Source organism: Luteolibacter rhizosphaerae, from assembly GCF_025950095.1.
Taxonomy (GTDB): domain Bacteria; phylum Verrucomicrobiota; class Verrucomicrobiia; order Verrucomicrobiales; family Akkermansiaceae; genus Haloferula; species Haloferula rhizosphaerae.
In genome coordinates this window covers 37411-52435 of record NZ_JAPDDR010000008.1, presented here as the reverse complement: position 1 = coordinate 52435, position 15025 = coordinate 37411, and the positions used below count along the sequence as shown (strand labels likewise).

At 64.1% G+C, this 15025-nt stretch carries 11 protein-coding genes; 9 read left to right on the top strand and 2 right to left on the bottom strand.

Annotated elements, in window-relative coordinates; translation table 11 throughout:
- Window positions 1-13 precede the first annotated feature (13 nt).
- The 9 genes from OJ996_RS15665 (at window position 14) to OJ996_RS15625 (ending at window position 10344) form a co-directional block, all read left to right on the top strand.
- Window positions 14-1171 carry an efflux RND transporter periplasmic adaptor subunit gene (locus OJ996_RS15665; protein WP_264514568.1) on the top strand — a complete coding sequence of 386 codons (1158 nt, stop codon included), beginning with the start codon at window positions 14-16 and terminating at the stop codon, window positions 1169-1171.
- A gap of 4 nt (window positions 1172-1175) precedes the next feature.
- Window positions 1176-4304, top strand: a complete 3129-nt coding sequence (locus tag OJ996_RS15660) for an efflux RND transporter permease subunit (protein WP_264514567.1) — start codon at window positions 1176-1178, stop codon at window positions 4302-4304.
- Window positions 4305-4361: 57 nt separating this feature from the next.
- Window positions 4362-4856, top strand: coding sequence for a hypothetical protein (locus OJ996_RS15655; RefSeq protein WP_264514566.1), 495 nt, complete (start codon window positions 4362-4364; stop codon window positions 4854-4856).
- Between the two features lie 84 nt (window positions 4857-4940).
- Entirely contained in the window at window positions 4941-5333 is a 393-nt protein-coding gene (locus OJ996_RS15650; protein ID WP_264514565.1) for a hypothetical protein, read from the top strand.
- Window positions 5334-5423: 90 nt separating this feature from the next.
- On the top strand, window positions 5424-6791 hold the full coding sequence (locus OJ996_RS15645; RefSeq protein ID WP_264514564.1) for an efflux RND transporter periplasmic adaptor subunit: 1368 nt from the start codon (window positions 5424-5426) through the stop codon (window positions 6789-6791).
- Window positions 6788-7468, top strand: coding sequence for an ABC transporter ATP-binding protein (locus OJ996_RS15640; protein WP_264514563.1), 681 nt, complete (start codon window positions 6788-6790; stop codon window positions 7466-7468). The genes OJ996_RS15645 and OJ996_RS15640 overlap by 4 nt, the downstream gene beginning before the upstream one ends.
- Window positions 7465-8613: an ABC transporter permease gene (locus OJ996_RS15635; RefSeq protein ID WP_264514561.1), complete on the top strand. Its 1149-nt coding sequence runs from the start codon at window positions 7465-7467 to the stop codon at window positions 8611-8613. Before OJ996_RS15640 ends, OJ996_RS15635 begins: the two co-directional genes overlap by 4 nt.
- A 1-nt stretch (window position 8614) precedes the next feature.
- The gene (locus tag OJ996_RS15630) at window positions 8615-9766 is read left to right on the top strand and encodes an ABC transporter permease (RefSeq protein ID WP_264514560.1); all 1152 of its coding nucleotides are present in this window, start codon (window positions 8615-8617) and stop codon (window positions 9764-9766) included.
- A 29-nt stretch (window positions 9767-9795) separates the two neighbouring features.
- Entirely contained in the window at window positions 9796-10344 is a 549-nt protein-coding gene (locus OJ996_RS15625; RefSeq protein WP_264514559.1) for a hypothetical protein, read from the top strand.
- 5 nt (window positions 10345-10349) lie between these two features.
- On the opposite strand, the gene OJ996_RS15620 is transcribed toward OJ996_RS15625, so the two are convergent.
- Together OJ996_RS15620 and OJ996_RS15615 are read right to left on the bottom strand one after the other, a co-directional pair.
- Window positions 10350-13688: a tol-pal system YbgF family protein gene (locus OJ996_RS15620; RefSeq protein WP_264514558.1), complete on the bottom strand. Its 3339-nt coding sequence runs from the start codon at window positions 13686-13688 to the stop codon at window positions 10350-10352.
- Window positions 13685-14983: a DUF3142 domain-containing protein gene (locus OJ996_RS15615; RefSeq protein WP_264514557.1), complete on the bottom strand. Its 1299-nt coding sequence runs from the start codon at window positions 14981-14983 to the stop codon at window positions 13685-13687. The genes OJ996_RS15620 and OJ996_RS15615 overlap by 4 nt, the downstream gene beginning before the upstream one ends.
- Window positions 14984-15025 lie beyond the last annotated feature (42 nt).

Sequence of the window (15025 nt, the reverse complement as noted above, 5' to 3'; positions counted from 1 at the left end):
TTTCTGTTAGAAGATGAAATTTTCCGTTTATTGCATGCTGGGAGCGCTGTGCCTCCCCTACTCCGCGCTGAAGGCAGCGGGACCCGGCGCCGGGACGGTGCTGCTGACCGAGGAAGGCGTGAAGAACCTCGGGATCGAGACGGTCACGGTCGAGGAATCGACCTTCGAGGAAAGCGCCTTCGCCCTCGGGCGGGTCGAGGTGATCCCGGGTCGCACCGGAGCGGTGAGCAGCCGTATCTCCGGGCGACTGGTCGAACTGAACGTCAACCCCGGCGACACGGTATCCGAAGGCCAAGTCATAGCGAAGGTGGAAAGCCGCCAACCCGGTGATCCGCCGCCCGTGATCCCGCTCTCCTCTCCCATCAAGGGGCTGGTGATGCACTCCGACGCGCGGCTGGGCGATCCGGTGGAGCCGGACAAGGCCCTGTTAGAGATCACGGATCTCTCCGAAGTCTATGCGGTCTCGCGGGTGCCGGAGTATCAGGCCGGATCGATCAAGCCCGGAGCCAAGGCGAAGATCAAGGTGGCGGCGCTTGGAGAACGGGAGTTCGAAGGCGAGCTGCTGCGCTTCGGCACGGCGGCCGACCAGGAGAGCGGCACGATCGACGCCTACTTCAAGCTGCCGAATGCCGATGGCATCCTGCGGCCCGGGATGCGGGCGGAGTTCACGATCCTCAGCGGCATCCGCGAGAACGTGCTCTCCGTGCCGAAGGACGCGCTCCAAGGCAATCCGGCCAACCGGCACGTCTATGTCAAGCATGTGACCCTCGCGAACGCCTTCGACCGGGTGAACGTGCAGGTCGGAGAGGCCAGCGGGGACCGGGTCGAGATCGTTGACGGGCTCTACCCCGGCGACGAGGTCGTGACCCGTGGTTCCTACTCCCTCGGCTTTGCCGGGGGCGGCGGGGGGATCTCGCTGAAAGAAGCCATGGATGCGGCCCACGGCCACACCCACAACGAAGACGGCTCCGAGATGACGCCGGAGCAAGCGGCTGCCGCAAAGGCCAAGGCCGAAGGCGGTGGAGAAGCGGGACATGATCACGGCAGTGAAGGCAGCGTAAGCAGCCGCGAGCTGCTGTTCATGATCTCCACCGGTGTCTTGGCGGTGTTGCTGGTGATCACCTCGATCACCAAGCGCAAGGGTCCAGACGGAACCACCGAACAAGCTTGAGCCGATGTTGAACCTACTCATCCGCTGGTCGCTCCGGAACCGGGCGATCATCATCGGGCTTGCCATCATCCTGCTCGCCGCCGGTTTCAAGACCGGGCGGGAGCTACCGGTTGAAGTCCTTCCCGACCTTACGAAGCCGACTGTCACCATCCTGATCGAGGCTCCCGGCCTCGCGCCGGAAGAAGTCGAAACCCTGGTAACCCAACCGGTAGAAAGCTCGCTCATGGGGATCGCTGGCCTGAACCGGCTGCGCTCCACCTCGGACATCGCGCTCTCCCTCGTGTTCGCCGAATTCGACTGGGGCACGGATATCTACAAGGCGCGACAGTTCGTCCAAGAACGTCTCCAGAGCGCCCGCGAGTCCCTACCGGAGGGCACCGAGCCCTATCTGACCCCGGTCGCCTCGATCATGGGTGAAGTCCTGCTCATCGGTGTCCGCAGCCCGGATGGCAGCACAGCCCCGATGGACGTGCGCACCATCGCGGACTGGAACATCCGGATGCGCCTCCAGTCGATCTCCGGCGTGGCCGAGGTCTTGAACATGGGTGGCGGAGTGAAGCAGGCCCAAGTCCAACCGGATCCCTTCCGGATGCAGGCGAACGGCGTGTCGATCGAAGAACTCGAACAAGCCGTCCGCGAGGCGGCCACCAATTCCACCGGTGGCTTCATCGATACCGGCTCGCAAGAAATCATGGTGCGCAACCTGGCGATGACCATCCAGCTCGAGGACATCTCCAAGACGGTTGTCAAGCTGGTCAACGGACGCCCCATCAGCATCGGCGATGTCGCGAAAGTGGCATGGGACACCGAACCGAAGCGGGGCGACTCAAGCGTGAACGGCACGCCCGGGGTGATCATGAGCATCGTGAAGGCCCCGGGCTTCGACACCGTCGATCTCACGGAAAAGATCGAGGCGGCGATCGAGGAGCTGCAGCCTTCGTTTCCCGAGGGCGTGGAGGCGACGATCCTATTCCGCCAGCGCGACTTCATCGACCGCTCGATCAACAACCTGATGGAAGCGATCCGCGATGGGGCGGTGATGGTGGTGATCATCCTGTTCCTGTTCCTGCTGAACTTCCGGACCACCTTCATCACGCTGATGGCGATGCCGCTGAGCTTCGCGATCACGCTACTTACCTTCAAATGGTTCGGGATGAGCGTGAACAGCATGACCCTGGGAGGGCTCGCGGTCGCGATCGGGATGGTCGTGGACGATGCGATCGTGGACGTGGAGAACGTCTTCCGGCGACTGAAGGAGAATGCCAATCTGGCAAATCCCCTGCCCAAGCTGGAGGTGATCGCCCAAGCCTCGGGAGAGGTGCGAAACTCGATCCTCTACGCGACGGTCCTGATCGTGCTGGTCTTCGTGCCCCTGCTCGGCTTGGCCGGCGTGGAGGGCCGACTCTTCGCGCCGATCGCCATCGCCACGATCGTCAGCATGATCGCCTCCTTCGTGGTGTCCCTCACCGCGATCCCGGTGCTCTGTTCGCTCTTGCTCAGAGAGCGGCCCAAGGGTCCTGCCCATCATGCGGACGGCGCTCTGGTCAGAGGAATGAAGAAGCTCCTGAGCGCTACCCTGCTGCGCGTGAGCCTGAGGCACCCGACCATCGTGATTGCCTTGGTGGCGATTCTTTTCGCCTTCGCGCTCACGCTTTACCCGAAGATGAGCAAGGACTTCCTGCCCGCCTTCCATGAGGAGACCGTGATCGTGACCACCGCAGCCGCGCCGGGAACCTCGCTGGCGGAGATGGAACACCTCGCCAAGGCGGTGGAGAACCAGATCCGGCAGGTGCCGGAGGTCAACCACATCGGCCGCCGGATCGGGCGTGCGGAGCGCAGCGATCACGTCGTGCCGATCTCGAATGCCGAGTTCGATATCGACTTCAAGAAGGACGTCAGCGACCGCAGTACCAAGGAGGTGCTCGAGGACATCCGCAAGCGGATCAAGACGGTGCCCGGCACCTTCAGCATTCTCTCGGGGCCGCTCTCGCACCGCATCAGCCACTTGCTGAGCGGCGTGACGGCACCGGTCGCGGTAAAGGTCTTCGGCCAGGACATGACGGCGATCACGGAGATCGGCACCAAGATCCAGGCGATCGCGAAGACGATCCCGGGACTGGAGGATGCGAAGCTGGACCAGCAGGCACCGATCCCGCAGCTCCGGATCGAACTGGACCGCGAGCGGGCCCTCGCCCACGGAGTGACGCCCGGCGAACTGAACTCGGAACTCTCGATGCTGTTAGGTGGTGCCTCCATCTCCCAGCTCCGGGAGAACCAGCGCACCATCGACCTGGCGATCCGGCTGCCGCTGGAGTGGCGGAACGATCCGGAGAAGATCCGCGAGCTACCGGTCCACACCAAGACCGGTCGCAACATCCCGCTGAAGCTCGTGGCCGACGTCCGCGAAGCCTCCGGGCCCAGCTCGGTGATGCGCGAGAACACGCAGCGCCGCTACATCGTCTCGATCACGCCCACCCAGCGGAATGCGGGCGAACTGGTGCGCCAGCTCCAGGAGAAGGTCGCGGCGGAGATCAAGCTGCCGGAGGGAACCTTCATCAGCTACGAGGGAGAATTCCAAGCGGAGAAGGCCGCATCCGAACGGATCGCGGTGCTCTTCACGGTCATCCTGGTGGTGATCGTGATGCTGCTGTGGAGCTACTTCAAGAGCCTGATGCTGGCCATCCAGGTGCTGTTGAACCTGCCACTGGCACTGATGGGAAGCCTCTGGCTGACTTGGATCCTCGTGGGGAACATCAGCATCGCCACGCTGGTGGGCTTCATCGCCGTAGGGGGTGTGGCGGCCCGGAACGGGATCATGATGATCTCGCACTACCTGCACCTGATGAAGCATGAGGGCGAGGGATTCACGGATCGCATGATCCAGCGCGGCACCTTGGAGCGCTTCGTCCCGGTGACGATGACGGCGCTCTCCGCGGGGATCGCGCTGATTCCCTTCGTGATCTCCATGGGCGAGCCGGGGAAGGAGATCCTGAGCCCGGTGGCGATCTGCATCGTGGGCGGTCTGATCACCTCGACCTTCCTCGACTTCGCCGTGACGCCGGCGGTGTTCCGTCTCTTCGGCAAGAAAGCCGCGGAGCGGGCCCTGGCGCTTCATGCCCCTGCCACCCACTGAATGAATTCACCGATAAACACGTCTGAACCGAAAACCGACAACCCCATACCAAGACCAATGAAACCGAAACTGTTGATCCTGCTCGCCCTGATCGGAACCCCGCTTGCCTTCGCCGAAGAGAAGCATGACCACGATCACGACCACTCCAAGGAGAGCAAGGAGGAGCATGCCAAGCATGACCACGATCACGAGCATGAAGACGAGGAAGGGCACGAGCATGCCGAGAAGGGCCCTAACGGCGGCCACCTGGTCGAATCCAAGGGCGGCTTCACGCTCGAAGTCGTCGTGGACAAAGAGCGCAAGGCCCGGATCGTGTTCCTCGACAAGGACAAGAAGACCCTGCCGATCGAGGCGCAGACGATCAGCGGCACGAGCGGCGAGCGCTCCGCCCCGGTGAAGCTGGCCTTCGCCAAGGGCAAGGATGCGGATGCCAACGTGCTGATCTCCGACAAGGCCCTGCCTGCCGGTGCGCACGTGCCGATGATCCTGGTGGTGAAGACGGCAGCCGACGCGAAGGCGGTGACCGAGCGCTTCGAACTGCACCTGCATTGATCCGATGATGGCGACCTGCCGCGGCTATCGGGCCGCGGCAGGCAGGAATCGGGGGAATATCCCCTTGACCCTGAACTCCCACTGATGAGATTTGTTTTCGTGATGCGACGGGTCATTGCAGCGTTCCTGCTGGCATGCCTCGGGATGATGGTCCCGCTGGCAGCCGCCCCCGTGCGCGTCTGTCTGATCGAGAACGAACTGAAAGCGGCAGGCGAGAAGGCCTGCTGCTCGAAGTGCAAGAAGGAGACGAAACACGATTCCCACTGCTGTGTGCAGGTGGACGAACTGCCGGATGCGCCACCGATCGGCGCGCCGGAGGGGGTGCCGCCGCTGATGGCGGTGGACCTGCCACCGCAGCCCTTCCTGCTGCCACCGGTGGCGATCGTGCCGACGGAAAGCTATGCCGCGGCGACGCCGATCCGCGGTCCCGACGAGCCCTGCCGACAGCGGGCGATTCTTGGAGTCTGGAGACTGTGAAGCATCGGCCTTGAGCCGTTGCCCGGTCGCGCCTTTGTGCGGCCGATTTACCGCCCCTTAACCGGGGTGTCATCTCTCCCGATTCCTTTTATGACCCCATCTCTCGATTCCCTCACCCGCCGTGAGCCGGAGAGCCAAGCAGCCCCGAGGGTGCCTGCGTGGATCATCCCGGTCGGCCTGCTTGCGTGCTTCGCGCTCTTATTCTTCGCCCTCTTCCGCGACCGGCTGCTGCCTGCGCCCGATGTCTCCACGGCGACCGTGCTGGCCACGGCCAGCGAGGAAACCGCTACGACGACCAACACCAGCAGCGGGGGCAGCATGCTGTTCCAGGCCAGCGGGTGGATCGAACCGGATCCGCTGCCGACGAAGGCGACGGCGCTGATCGACGGCGTGATCGATCAGGTCCACGTGCTGGAAGGTCAGGCGGTGAAGCAAGGCGAGGCTCTGGCCACCCTGATCGACAGCGATGCGAAGCTGGTGCTGGCCTCTGCCGAGCGCAGCCACAAGGCGCTGGAGTCCGAATGCACAGCGCACCGGGCGATGGTGGAGACGCTGAAGAAGCGGCTGCAAGGAATGGCTACGCGAATCACGGCGGCGAAGACGTCCGAAGACGAGGCGGAGGACCGTTACTCACGGATCAAGGATCTGAAGGGAGCGATCTCCGCGGCGGATGTGGTATCCGCGCGGCTGCGGTATGAACGCGAGCGCTCGCTGCATCTGGCGACGCAGTCCGAGGCGGCGGAACTGGAAGCGGAGATCAACCGCGTGAACCTGGAGACCGAAGCGAAGGCGGACCAGATCGAGGTGGCGGCGGTGGCGGTGGATCAAGCGAAGCTGGCGCTTTCCCGAACGAGGATCCCCTCCCCCATCACGGGCCGGGTGCTGCGGCTGGCGGCGGCACCGGGGCAGAAGAAGATGCTGCTGATGGATGACCCCGACAGTTCGACGATCGCGGTGCTGTACGATCCCACGAAGCTGCAGGTGCGGGTGGATGTGCCACTGGCGGATGCGGCGAAGCTGAGCGTGGGGCAGAAGGCGAAGGTGCGCTGTAGCCTGCTGCCGGACACGATCTTCGAAGGTGAGGTGACCCGCATCACCGGCGAGGCGGATGTGCAACGCAACACGCTGCAAGCGAAGGTGAGGATCGAGAAGCCCACCGAGCAACTACGCCCGGAGATGCTGTCCCGGGTGGAATTCATGAGTGGCGGGAGCAGCGTGACCACGCCGGCTGCGGCCGGTGCGCTGGCGACATGGGCACCGCAGGAGGCGGTGGATGGCGGCAGCGTATGGGTGTGCGACCCGGAAACGAAGCGCGTGACGAAGCGGGCGGTGCAAGCCAGCAGCGAATCACGCGAGGGGATGGTCCGCATCGCGGACGGACTGCGCCCCGGAGAACAAGTCGTCCTTTCACCCCAAGGCCTGCGCGAGGGCCAACGCGTTAACCCGAAGCTGCCATGAAGGAGATCATGATCGAATGTCGCGCGCTCTCGAAGAGCTATCGCAAGGGTACCACCATCGTGACCCCGCTGGAAAAGCTCGACCTGGAGGTGGCGAGGGGTGAATTCCTCGCGCTGATGGGTCCCTCCGGATCCGGGAAGACGACCTTGCTGAACCTGCTTTCAGGGATCGATTCGCCGACGGAGGGCTCGCTGGTGATCGGCGGGCGCGAGATCGCGAAGCTCAACCGCCGCGAGCTGACGAAGTGGCGGGCGAACCATGTGGGCTACATCTTCCAGCTCTACCATCTGGTGCCGGTGCTGAGCGCCTTCGAGAACGTGGAGCTGCCACTGCTACTCGCGCCGATGTCGAAGAAGGAGCGCCGCGAGCGGGTGGAATCCGCACTGACGTTGGTGGGTCTGGCCGACCGGATGCATCACACGCCATCCGAGCTTTCCGGCGGGCAGGAGCAGCGGGTGGCGATCGCGCGGGCGCTGGTGGCGAACCCGGAGCTGCTGGTAGCGGACGAACCGACGGGCGACCTGGACCGTGAATCCGCGACCCGGATCCTGGACCTGCTGCGCCAGCTTTCCCGCGATCATGGCAAGACCATCGTGATGGTGACGCACGATCCGAAGGCGGCGGAGGCTGCCGATCGAACGCTGCATCTGGAGAAAGGCCAGCTGATCCTGTCATGAGTGCGATCCTGAATCTACTACGTCTCTCGTGGATCCAGCTCACGCGGCACAAGGTGCGCTCGCTGCTGACGATCCTGGGGGTGGCGACGGGCATGTTCCTCTTCACCGCGGTAGAGACGCTGCAGCGGGCGCTCGCGAAGGCGACGGAGGAGACGGCGGCCGATACCACGCTGGTGGTGTATCGCCAGAATCGCTACTGCCCCTCGGCGAGCCAGTTGCCGGAGCACTATGCCGATGAGATCCGGCGGATCGAGGGTGTGCGCGAGGTGATCCCGGTGCAGATCGTGGTGAACAACTGCGGGGCATCGCTGGATGTGATCACGTTCCGCGGGGTTCCTGACGATCAACTGGAGAAGTTCGCGCCGGAGATCCAAGTGCTGGAAGGAAGCATGCAGCAGTGGAAGGATCGCGGGGACGGAGCCTTGCTCGGCGAGGTCTTCGCGAAGCGGCGCGGCTTGAAGCCGGGTGACAGCTTCGATGGTGCGGGGGTGACGGTGACTGTCTCCGCGATCATCAGCTCGCCTTTCGCACAGGACAACAACGTGGCCTACGTGAAGTTGCCCTTCCTGCAGCGAGCCTCGAAGGTGGGATTGGGCACCGTGACGCAGTTCAATGTGCGGGTGAATGCCTCGAAGGATCTCGGCCCGGTGGCGAAGGCGATTGACGAGCGCTTCCACTCCGATGCGCAGCCGACCGACACGCGGCCGGAGAAGGCCTTCTTCGCGGAGTCTGCGGCACAGCTGATCCAGTTGATCGGGTTCACGCGCTGGCTCGGTGTCGGCGCGGTGATCGCGGTGGCGGCGCTGGTGGCGAATGCGCTGCTGCTGGTGGTGCGCGGCCGGGTGAAGGAGAATGCGGTGCTGCGGACGCTGGGCTATCCGGGGCGTGCCATCGCCTGTCTGGTGGTGAGCGAGGGAGGGATGCTGGGCCTGGTGGGCGGCGTGACCGGTGTGGCGCTCTCCGCAGGATTCCTGAAATGGCAGAACATCACGATGGGGAACGAAGGGCAGACGCTTTCGGTCCAGCCGGATGCGCTGGTGGTGGCGAGCGGCATCGTGGCGGCGCTGCTGCTGGGGGTCTTCGCCTCGCTCTGGCCCGCCTTCCAGGCGATCCGCCAACCTATCGTCAAGAACCTGAGGAACTGAGATGCTACCTCTAACTTATGCCGTGCGGAATCTATTCCGCTCGAAGGGCCGGCTACTCCAGACGATCGGCGGTAGCGCGCTGGTAGTGCTGCTGGTGATGGCCGCGGTGGCGATCAACTCCGGGATGAAGCGGGTGCTTTCCGCTTCCGGCTCGCCGCACAACGTGATCCTGGTGGGCGCGGGCTCGGAGGAGAGCATCCAGCGCAGCGAGGTGAGCGAGGCGGCCGCAGGAATCGCGGAGGCAGCGGTCCCCGGAATCACGGAGGCACTCGGGGTGCGCGCCGTATCGACGGAGATTCACTACATGGCGCCGGTGGATCTAGCAGACGGGAAACGCGTGCAGGCCCTGATGAGGGGTGTGACGCCCCAGGCGCTGCGAGTCCATCCGGAGGTGAGGATCGCCGAAGGCAAGTTTCCCGGTGCGGGCGAGGTGGCGGTGGGCCGTCTGGCGTGGAGGAAACTCGGCATCACCGCAGAGAGCCTGAAGCTCGGGAGTTTCATCGTGCTGGATGGACAGAAGCTGGCGATCTCCGGGATCTTCTCGGCACCGGGCACGGTGCTGGAGTCCGAACTGTGGGCGACGCTAAGCGATCTGCGGGTGCTGGCGAAGCGCGATACCGTCTCCTGCGTGACGCTGCGCTTGAGCGATCCGGCGGACTTCGTGGAGGCGGACCTCTTCGCAAAGCAACGTCTGGACCTGGAGCTGAGCGCGCTGCGGGAGAGCGACTACTATGCTCGCCTTAGTTCCTTCTTCCAGCCGCTGCGGGCGATGACCTGGATCACCGCCGCGCTGATCGGCGCCGGGGCGATCTTCGGCGGGATCAACACGCTCTACGCCGCCTTCGCCTCCCGGGTGCGGGAGATGGCCACGCTACAGGCAATCGGTTTCGGCCGGGGGTCCCTGCTGGCGAGCCTGGTGCAGGAAAGCGTTCTAGCCTGTCTCTGCGGGGCCTTGTTCGGCTCGGTGATTGCCATCGTTTTGCTGGACGGTGTGGCGGTGCCCTTTTCAATCGGCACCTTTACGATGGAGATCGGGCCGGAGGTCGCGGTGGCGGGCATCGTGACCGGATTCCTGCTCGGTCTCGTCGGGGCGATCCCGCCTGCCATCCGCTGCCTGAAGCCTGCGCTTCCCGTAGCTCTTCGTTCCACTTGATCTCATTCAACCCTACCCAATCGAACCATATGAAAGCCATTGTTCCCATCGCCCTCGCCACTTGCCTGCTCGCGTCCTGCGGGGAGAAGAAGGAGGCGGCAGCCGCATCCTCCGGCAGCCCGACCGCAGCACCCGCCGCGCCGAGCGCGGAGGTTACCAAGGTCACTTCCACCGCACCGAGCGGAACGGCCCAAGCCATCCATACCGTGCGGACCACGGCCAAACCGGGGGATACCATCACGATCTCCGGCAAAATCATGGGGAATGCCTCGCCCTTCGTGGAGGGTCGAGCGGTCTTCATCCTGGGTGATCCGGAGTTGCTGACTTCCTGCGACGAGATCCCGGGCGACAAGTGCGACACGCCTTGGGATGTGTGCTGCGAACCTGCGGAGGAGAAGAAGCAGGGAACGGCGACCGTGCAGATCGTGGATGCCGAGGGGCGCCCGTTGAAAGAGGGTGTGAAAGGCGTGGCCGGGCTCGACCACCTCGCCAAGGTGACCGTCACCGGCAAGGTCGCAGAAGGCTCCTCCGCCGATCTGCTCGTGGTCAATGCGACCGCGATTCAGGCAGGGAAATAATCCGGTCAGGACTGGTCCAAGCAAGGCATCAGCGGCCGAAGGCGCGAGAGGCAGGTATCGCCATTTACCAGCTTTTCGAGCCATGGCATGGCCGCGGGTGCCTTGCGGAAGGCGTCCATCACGGAAGCGCGGTCCGAGAGATCGAGAATGCGCAGGCTGATCTCGGAGAAGTAGAGCGCGGCATCCATCCGGAGCTCGGGATGATCAGGATCGGCGAGAACCGAGCTGAGATTCTCCAAGGCGATGGTGTAGTCGCCGCGGTGGGCAGCCAAGGCGGCACGCAGCATGGCAAGATCCGCCACGTAGCGATCCGGGTAGCGGGCGGCATGGGCGGCGAGTTCGGCTTCCAGCGCGGCCACCTTTTCGGGAACAGCGGACGAGGGACGGAGCAAGTGCTTGTAGCCGCCGGGGATCGGGGCTTCCGGGAAGAAGAAGGCCCGGACTTGAGGTATGGGTGCGATCTCGCGGACCTTGAGGCGAAGCAGGCGGAAGGAGGCTGAGCGGGACTTGGGACCGTTCGGGAACATCCGCAGGTATTCTTCCCAAGACGCGATGGTGTTGCCGTTGGGCCTCATCCATCCGTCTTCATTTTCCACTTCGCGGATCCGGTCGAGGAAGGCGAGATGGGCCGCGAGCGGCTTCCACTCGCCCTCAGCGGCGGGAGGGACGCCGCGGGACAAGCGCAGCTCGGCATAGCGCTGGAAGAGATCGATGGTGATGCCCGGTGCCAGGGCAGCGGATGAGAGGTCATCCAAGTCGTCGCCAATGCGATTGATTTCATCCGTCTCCAGTCCCGGGCGCTTGCGAGCGAAATCCGCGCGCCATTCGCGGAGGGTGCGGCGGATGTCGCCGATATCGCGGCCGTCCCGAGCTGTTAGAGAGGAGAGGGACCAGAGGAGTTGCTCGGAGGCGCCTTGTCGGGATGCCACTGATGCCAAGATCGCTTCGGCGGAATTCGCCGCGTTGTAGTCCCCAGGCATCCAGCGGCCGAGCATGATCGGCGGGGTGAACGTCCAAGAAATGGCGCGGCCTGCTTCAGCGCGATCGGCGAACTCATGGCGCAGGCGCTCCACGGCGCGAGCAGAGAGGGCGGCTGCGTCCGTCTCGATGGCACGCGACAAGCGGTACTCGGAGAACTCCGCGAGGCGGAAAAGGGCTTCGTTCGCCTCTTCCAGCGCCGGGGCAACAATCGCCGGATCCTTCGAGAGATCCGCGGCGGCGAGGAAGTGCCGGAGGGCGTGATGGAGTTCATCCCTGGAATCCAGTTCCTTCACAACTGCATCCGCGGGGATGCGGAGGAATGCGGCATTGCGGCGGCGCAGCAGATCCAGCTTCTCGCCCTCGCTGCGGGCGTAATCGAACAATTGCTGCAGCGGGAGGGTGAGCCTGCCGCGGGCTGCTTTCCATGCGCGACCGACCTCAAGTTGCAGGGCGGCCTCGTTTCCGTCTCCTTGCTGAAGGCGCTGAAGGGCGGCGGCCAGCGGTGCGACGTCTTTCTCCCAAGCCGCTTCATCGAGATGGAGGCGGTCGGGAAGATAGAAGACCGAGATCCACCCGCGATCATCCTCCGCGCGAGGAGGATCCAGATGACGGCGGGCCAGATCGAAACGGCCCACCGCCATGGCCCGGCCGCGGACCACCGCGCGAAGCAAGCGTGCGCCATCTTCCTCCGGGGCGAGACGCTCCAGAGGTTTCGCCAGTTCATCCAAGGGAGCGAACTGAGCGATGGAATCGAGCCATTGGCGCGGTTCGAACTCGGGATGCAGACGGGGTCCGGCATCCTCCGAGTAGGAATCCGAAACGAGCCCGAGCATGTCCAGGAATGCTTCGCCCGCCTCGCCACCGCGATACCTGGCGGTGGCACGGTCGAAGCCCGCAGGCTTCGCTAGAATGCTCGCGGGGAAGGATTCCATCAGCTCGCCATAGGCAGCCGCCGCTTCACGGTGACGGCCCAATGCGGTCAGAGCCACCGCCCGGCCTTGGAGCAGATCATCCGACTTGCGGTTCGCAAGCGCGCGGCCGAAGAGGACGAGTGCCTGGCCGGGTTCATCTTCCATGATCGATGCCCAGCCGAGAACGAGGAGAATAAACGGATCGGGACTGTTGCCAGGAACTCCCGCTACTGCCGCGCCAAGCTGCTTGAGCGCGGACTTCGTGAAGCGCCGCGGAGAGATGACGCGGCGATGGAGGAAGTCCAAGGTGCTGGCATCGCTGGTGAAATTCTCGTGTGGATCGGGGAAGCCCGACCGGGCAAGCGGGTCCAAGGCCTGATAGACAAATATGCGGGCGACTTCGGGGTACTTCGCAAGAGTCCTCCACGGCAGGGCATTGCCCTGGAAATCCCGGTGGGAGGACGCATCCGGAGCCGCGAGCAATGCGGCAAAAAGCCCATCGCACTCGCGCAAAACCGAACGGAAGATCTCGCGCGAGGGACGACTCTCAAGGCGCTGTAGCTGCAACTCGACCGCAGCGGCATGATTGCCTACTTCCACCTCCGCCGCCGCGAGCCAGCCGTAGGCATCCGGAACGAATCTGCCCTGAGGATACTGGGTGAGATAGGCTTGGAAGGAATCCACCACCTCCTGATGAAGCTTTCTCATTTCAGGACTCCCAAGGCCGGGCGGCTTGAGGACGGCCCTCTGCTTGCGCATGCTTTCAAGGAGACAGCGCCCGACCATGAAGCGGGCGATCTCGACTCGCGGGTGACGCGGGAAGGCAACGGCAGCATCCGCGAAGGCCGCGCGGGCCGAAGCATAGTCACCACAATCGAACAGGTAGCGGGCGCGGCGAATCCCGTAATTCGGCAGCAAGGCGGGAGGAGCCTCCTTCATCGCAAGATCCATGCGGGTCAGCACCGCCTCCTGCCGGACCCGATGGTCCTCGACGGCTTGAGCAAACTCATCAGGAGTCTGATTCCAGTTCCGGACCGGTGCCGGAGTGGCATCCGCGCTCCCGGTGCGGATCTGCTCGATGCGCTCCGTCAGGTAAGTGGCGACGGGAGCACTCAGGGAATCGTCGGCAGCCAACTCGCGGAACTCATTGAGAAGATCCGCGATTCTCGCGCTGAAGACGCCCTCGCGATTGCGAGCGATCATTCCATCGATGCGTGCCTGGCATTCGGCGGAGCCCAGCGAGGGCAGCTCCCCGATCAAGACGACGCAGGATTCGATCAGCTCCGACTCCTTCGCGGCATCCGGCGCGAGAGGGCGGAAGTCTTCGAGGACCTCGCTCCAGCCTTTTCCGGGGATACGCTGAGGATAGCTTTCGAGCGGAGGCGGTGCCTGATAGAAGAAAGGTCCACAGGCGATGAGGAGAGGCGTCAACAGCAAGACGCGGCGTTTCATTCGAAGGGTACGGGTGCGGAGTCGTCGAGGGACCACCGGAGTTCGCGGCCTTCCCTGGAAGGGATCAGGCCCGATTCGCTTGCGATCTCCGATCCTACGCGGAGCTCCACAAAAGATAACGCGATTCTTTGCGAAAATTCGATGGAGAGAGCTGAATCAGGGTGCGGCTCAAGCGAGAAGAATCGGCCCGGCCCGCGCGCCTTGAAGGTATGAGGCTGATTGGCCTCCAGAACCAAACGGTGCGGTGCTTCACCCGGCTTGATCGAGAGATCTGCAGGCCCATCATTCCGGAGCACCACGCGACCATCCCCATCGATGCGCATGCGGAGGGACGGAAGCAACTCGCTGCCCTTTGAAAGCGCGGAGAGATGGGAGGGCGAGTAACTCGCCCGCAGCCCGGGCCCGGGCAGGGCAAACCACACGATGCCGCGTGACCCGGATGAAGTGGAGGCCGCGAGCAATCGACGCAAGGAGTCCTCCCCCGGTGCGCGCCAAGCGAGGATCTGTCCGGGTTCGAGCGCGGTGCCATCAAGCGAACCGGCACGAATGACGCGGTAGGAGGCAAGGCCCGGAGCTTGATCGAGCGGTTCGAAAAGAGAAGAGGCGGCGAGCGATTCAGGACTCCACTGCCGCAGGTGGCCTACAAGATTGCCATCACTTTCGAACAGAGTGAGCCGCTCGAAATTCGGAAGACCCGCCCGCCACGGAGTCCGGCAAGCCTTCCAGCGTCCGATCCATTTCTCCGCTTCCGCACCCGCCATGGGAACGAAAGTTCCACGGCTCACCTGATCAGGAGGATCCGGAGCGATGTCGTAGAACATCGGTACCAGTTCGCTCACGACCTCTCCAAGATCCGCCAATGCCGGTGAATCGATCCACGAAGCCAAGGCGGTGACCGAGATCTCTTCCAGACCGAGCTGAGACTTCAGCTCCCAGAGATACCCGGCATAGCGGGGAAGCAGCCGCAGCGGACAATCGTAATCGAGTTGGAGGATGCGCGGTGGGGCATCGCCATAATGGAAACGCAGCCAACGGACGAGCGATGCGGCGGCCTCCGGCTTGAGCAGGCTGTCCGCCCCGGGATCGAGGCGGACGACCGGAACGATCACGGGACCACCGTCCGGCAAGGGTTCCGGCGGTTTCCCCAGAGACCGGGGAGTCCACTTGCCATCACGCCACCCGAACTCGGCAATCTGCCAGTAGAGGCGGGGTGCAGCGACCGATCTCAAGGCGGCGATTTCGCCGTCGCTCAAATCACTGGAGCGATGCCAGACCCAGAAGGAAGACTCGGACACCGTGACTGACACCGCGGGGGCCGGTGCCGGAGCAGGACGTTT

Bases quoted from the DNA above. Each gene is read 5' to 3' on its own strand.
- OJ996_RS15665 (WP_264514568.1), top strand. From the start codon at position 14: ATGAAATTTTCCGTTTATTGCATGCTGGGAGCGCTGTGCCTCCCCTAC.
- OJ996_RS15660 (WP_264514567.1), top strand. From the start codon at position 1,176: ATGTTGAACCTACTCATCCGCTGGTCGCTCCGGAACCGGGCGATCATC.
- OJ996_RS15655 (WP_264514566.1), top strand. From the start codon at position 4,362: ATGAAACCGAAACTGTTGATCCTGCTCGCCCTGATCGGAACCCCGCTT.
- OJ996_RS15650 (WP_264514565.1), top strand. From the start codon at position 4,941: ATGAGATTTGTTTTCGTGATGCGACGGGTCATTGCAGCGTTCCTGCTG.
- OJ996_RS15645 (WP_264514564.1), top strand. From the start codon at position 5,424: ATGACCCCATCTCTCGATTCCCTCACCCGCCGTGAGCCGGAGAGCCAA.
- OJ996_RS15640 (WP_264514563.1), top strand. From the start codon at position 6,788: ATGAAGGAGATCATGATCGAATGTCGCGCGCTCTCGAAGAGCTATCGC.
- OJ996_RS15635 (WP_264514561.1), top strand. From the start codon at position 7,465: ATGAGTGCGATCCTGAATCTACTACGTCTCTCGTGGATCCAGCTCACG.
- OJ996_RS15630 (WP_264514560.1), top strand. From the start codon at position 8,615: ATGCTACCTCTAACTTATGCCGTGCGGAATCTATTCCGCTCGAAGGGC.
- OJ996_RS15625 (WP_264514559.1), top strand. From the start codon at position 9,796: ATGAAAGCCATTGTTCCCATCGCCCTCGCCACTTGCCTGCTCGCGTCC.
- OJ996_RS15620 (WP_264514558.1), bottom strand. From the start codon at position 13,688: ATGAAACGCCGCGTCTTGCTGTTGACGCCTCTCCTCATCGCCTGTGGA.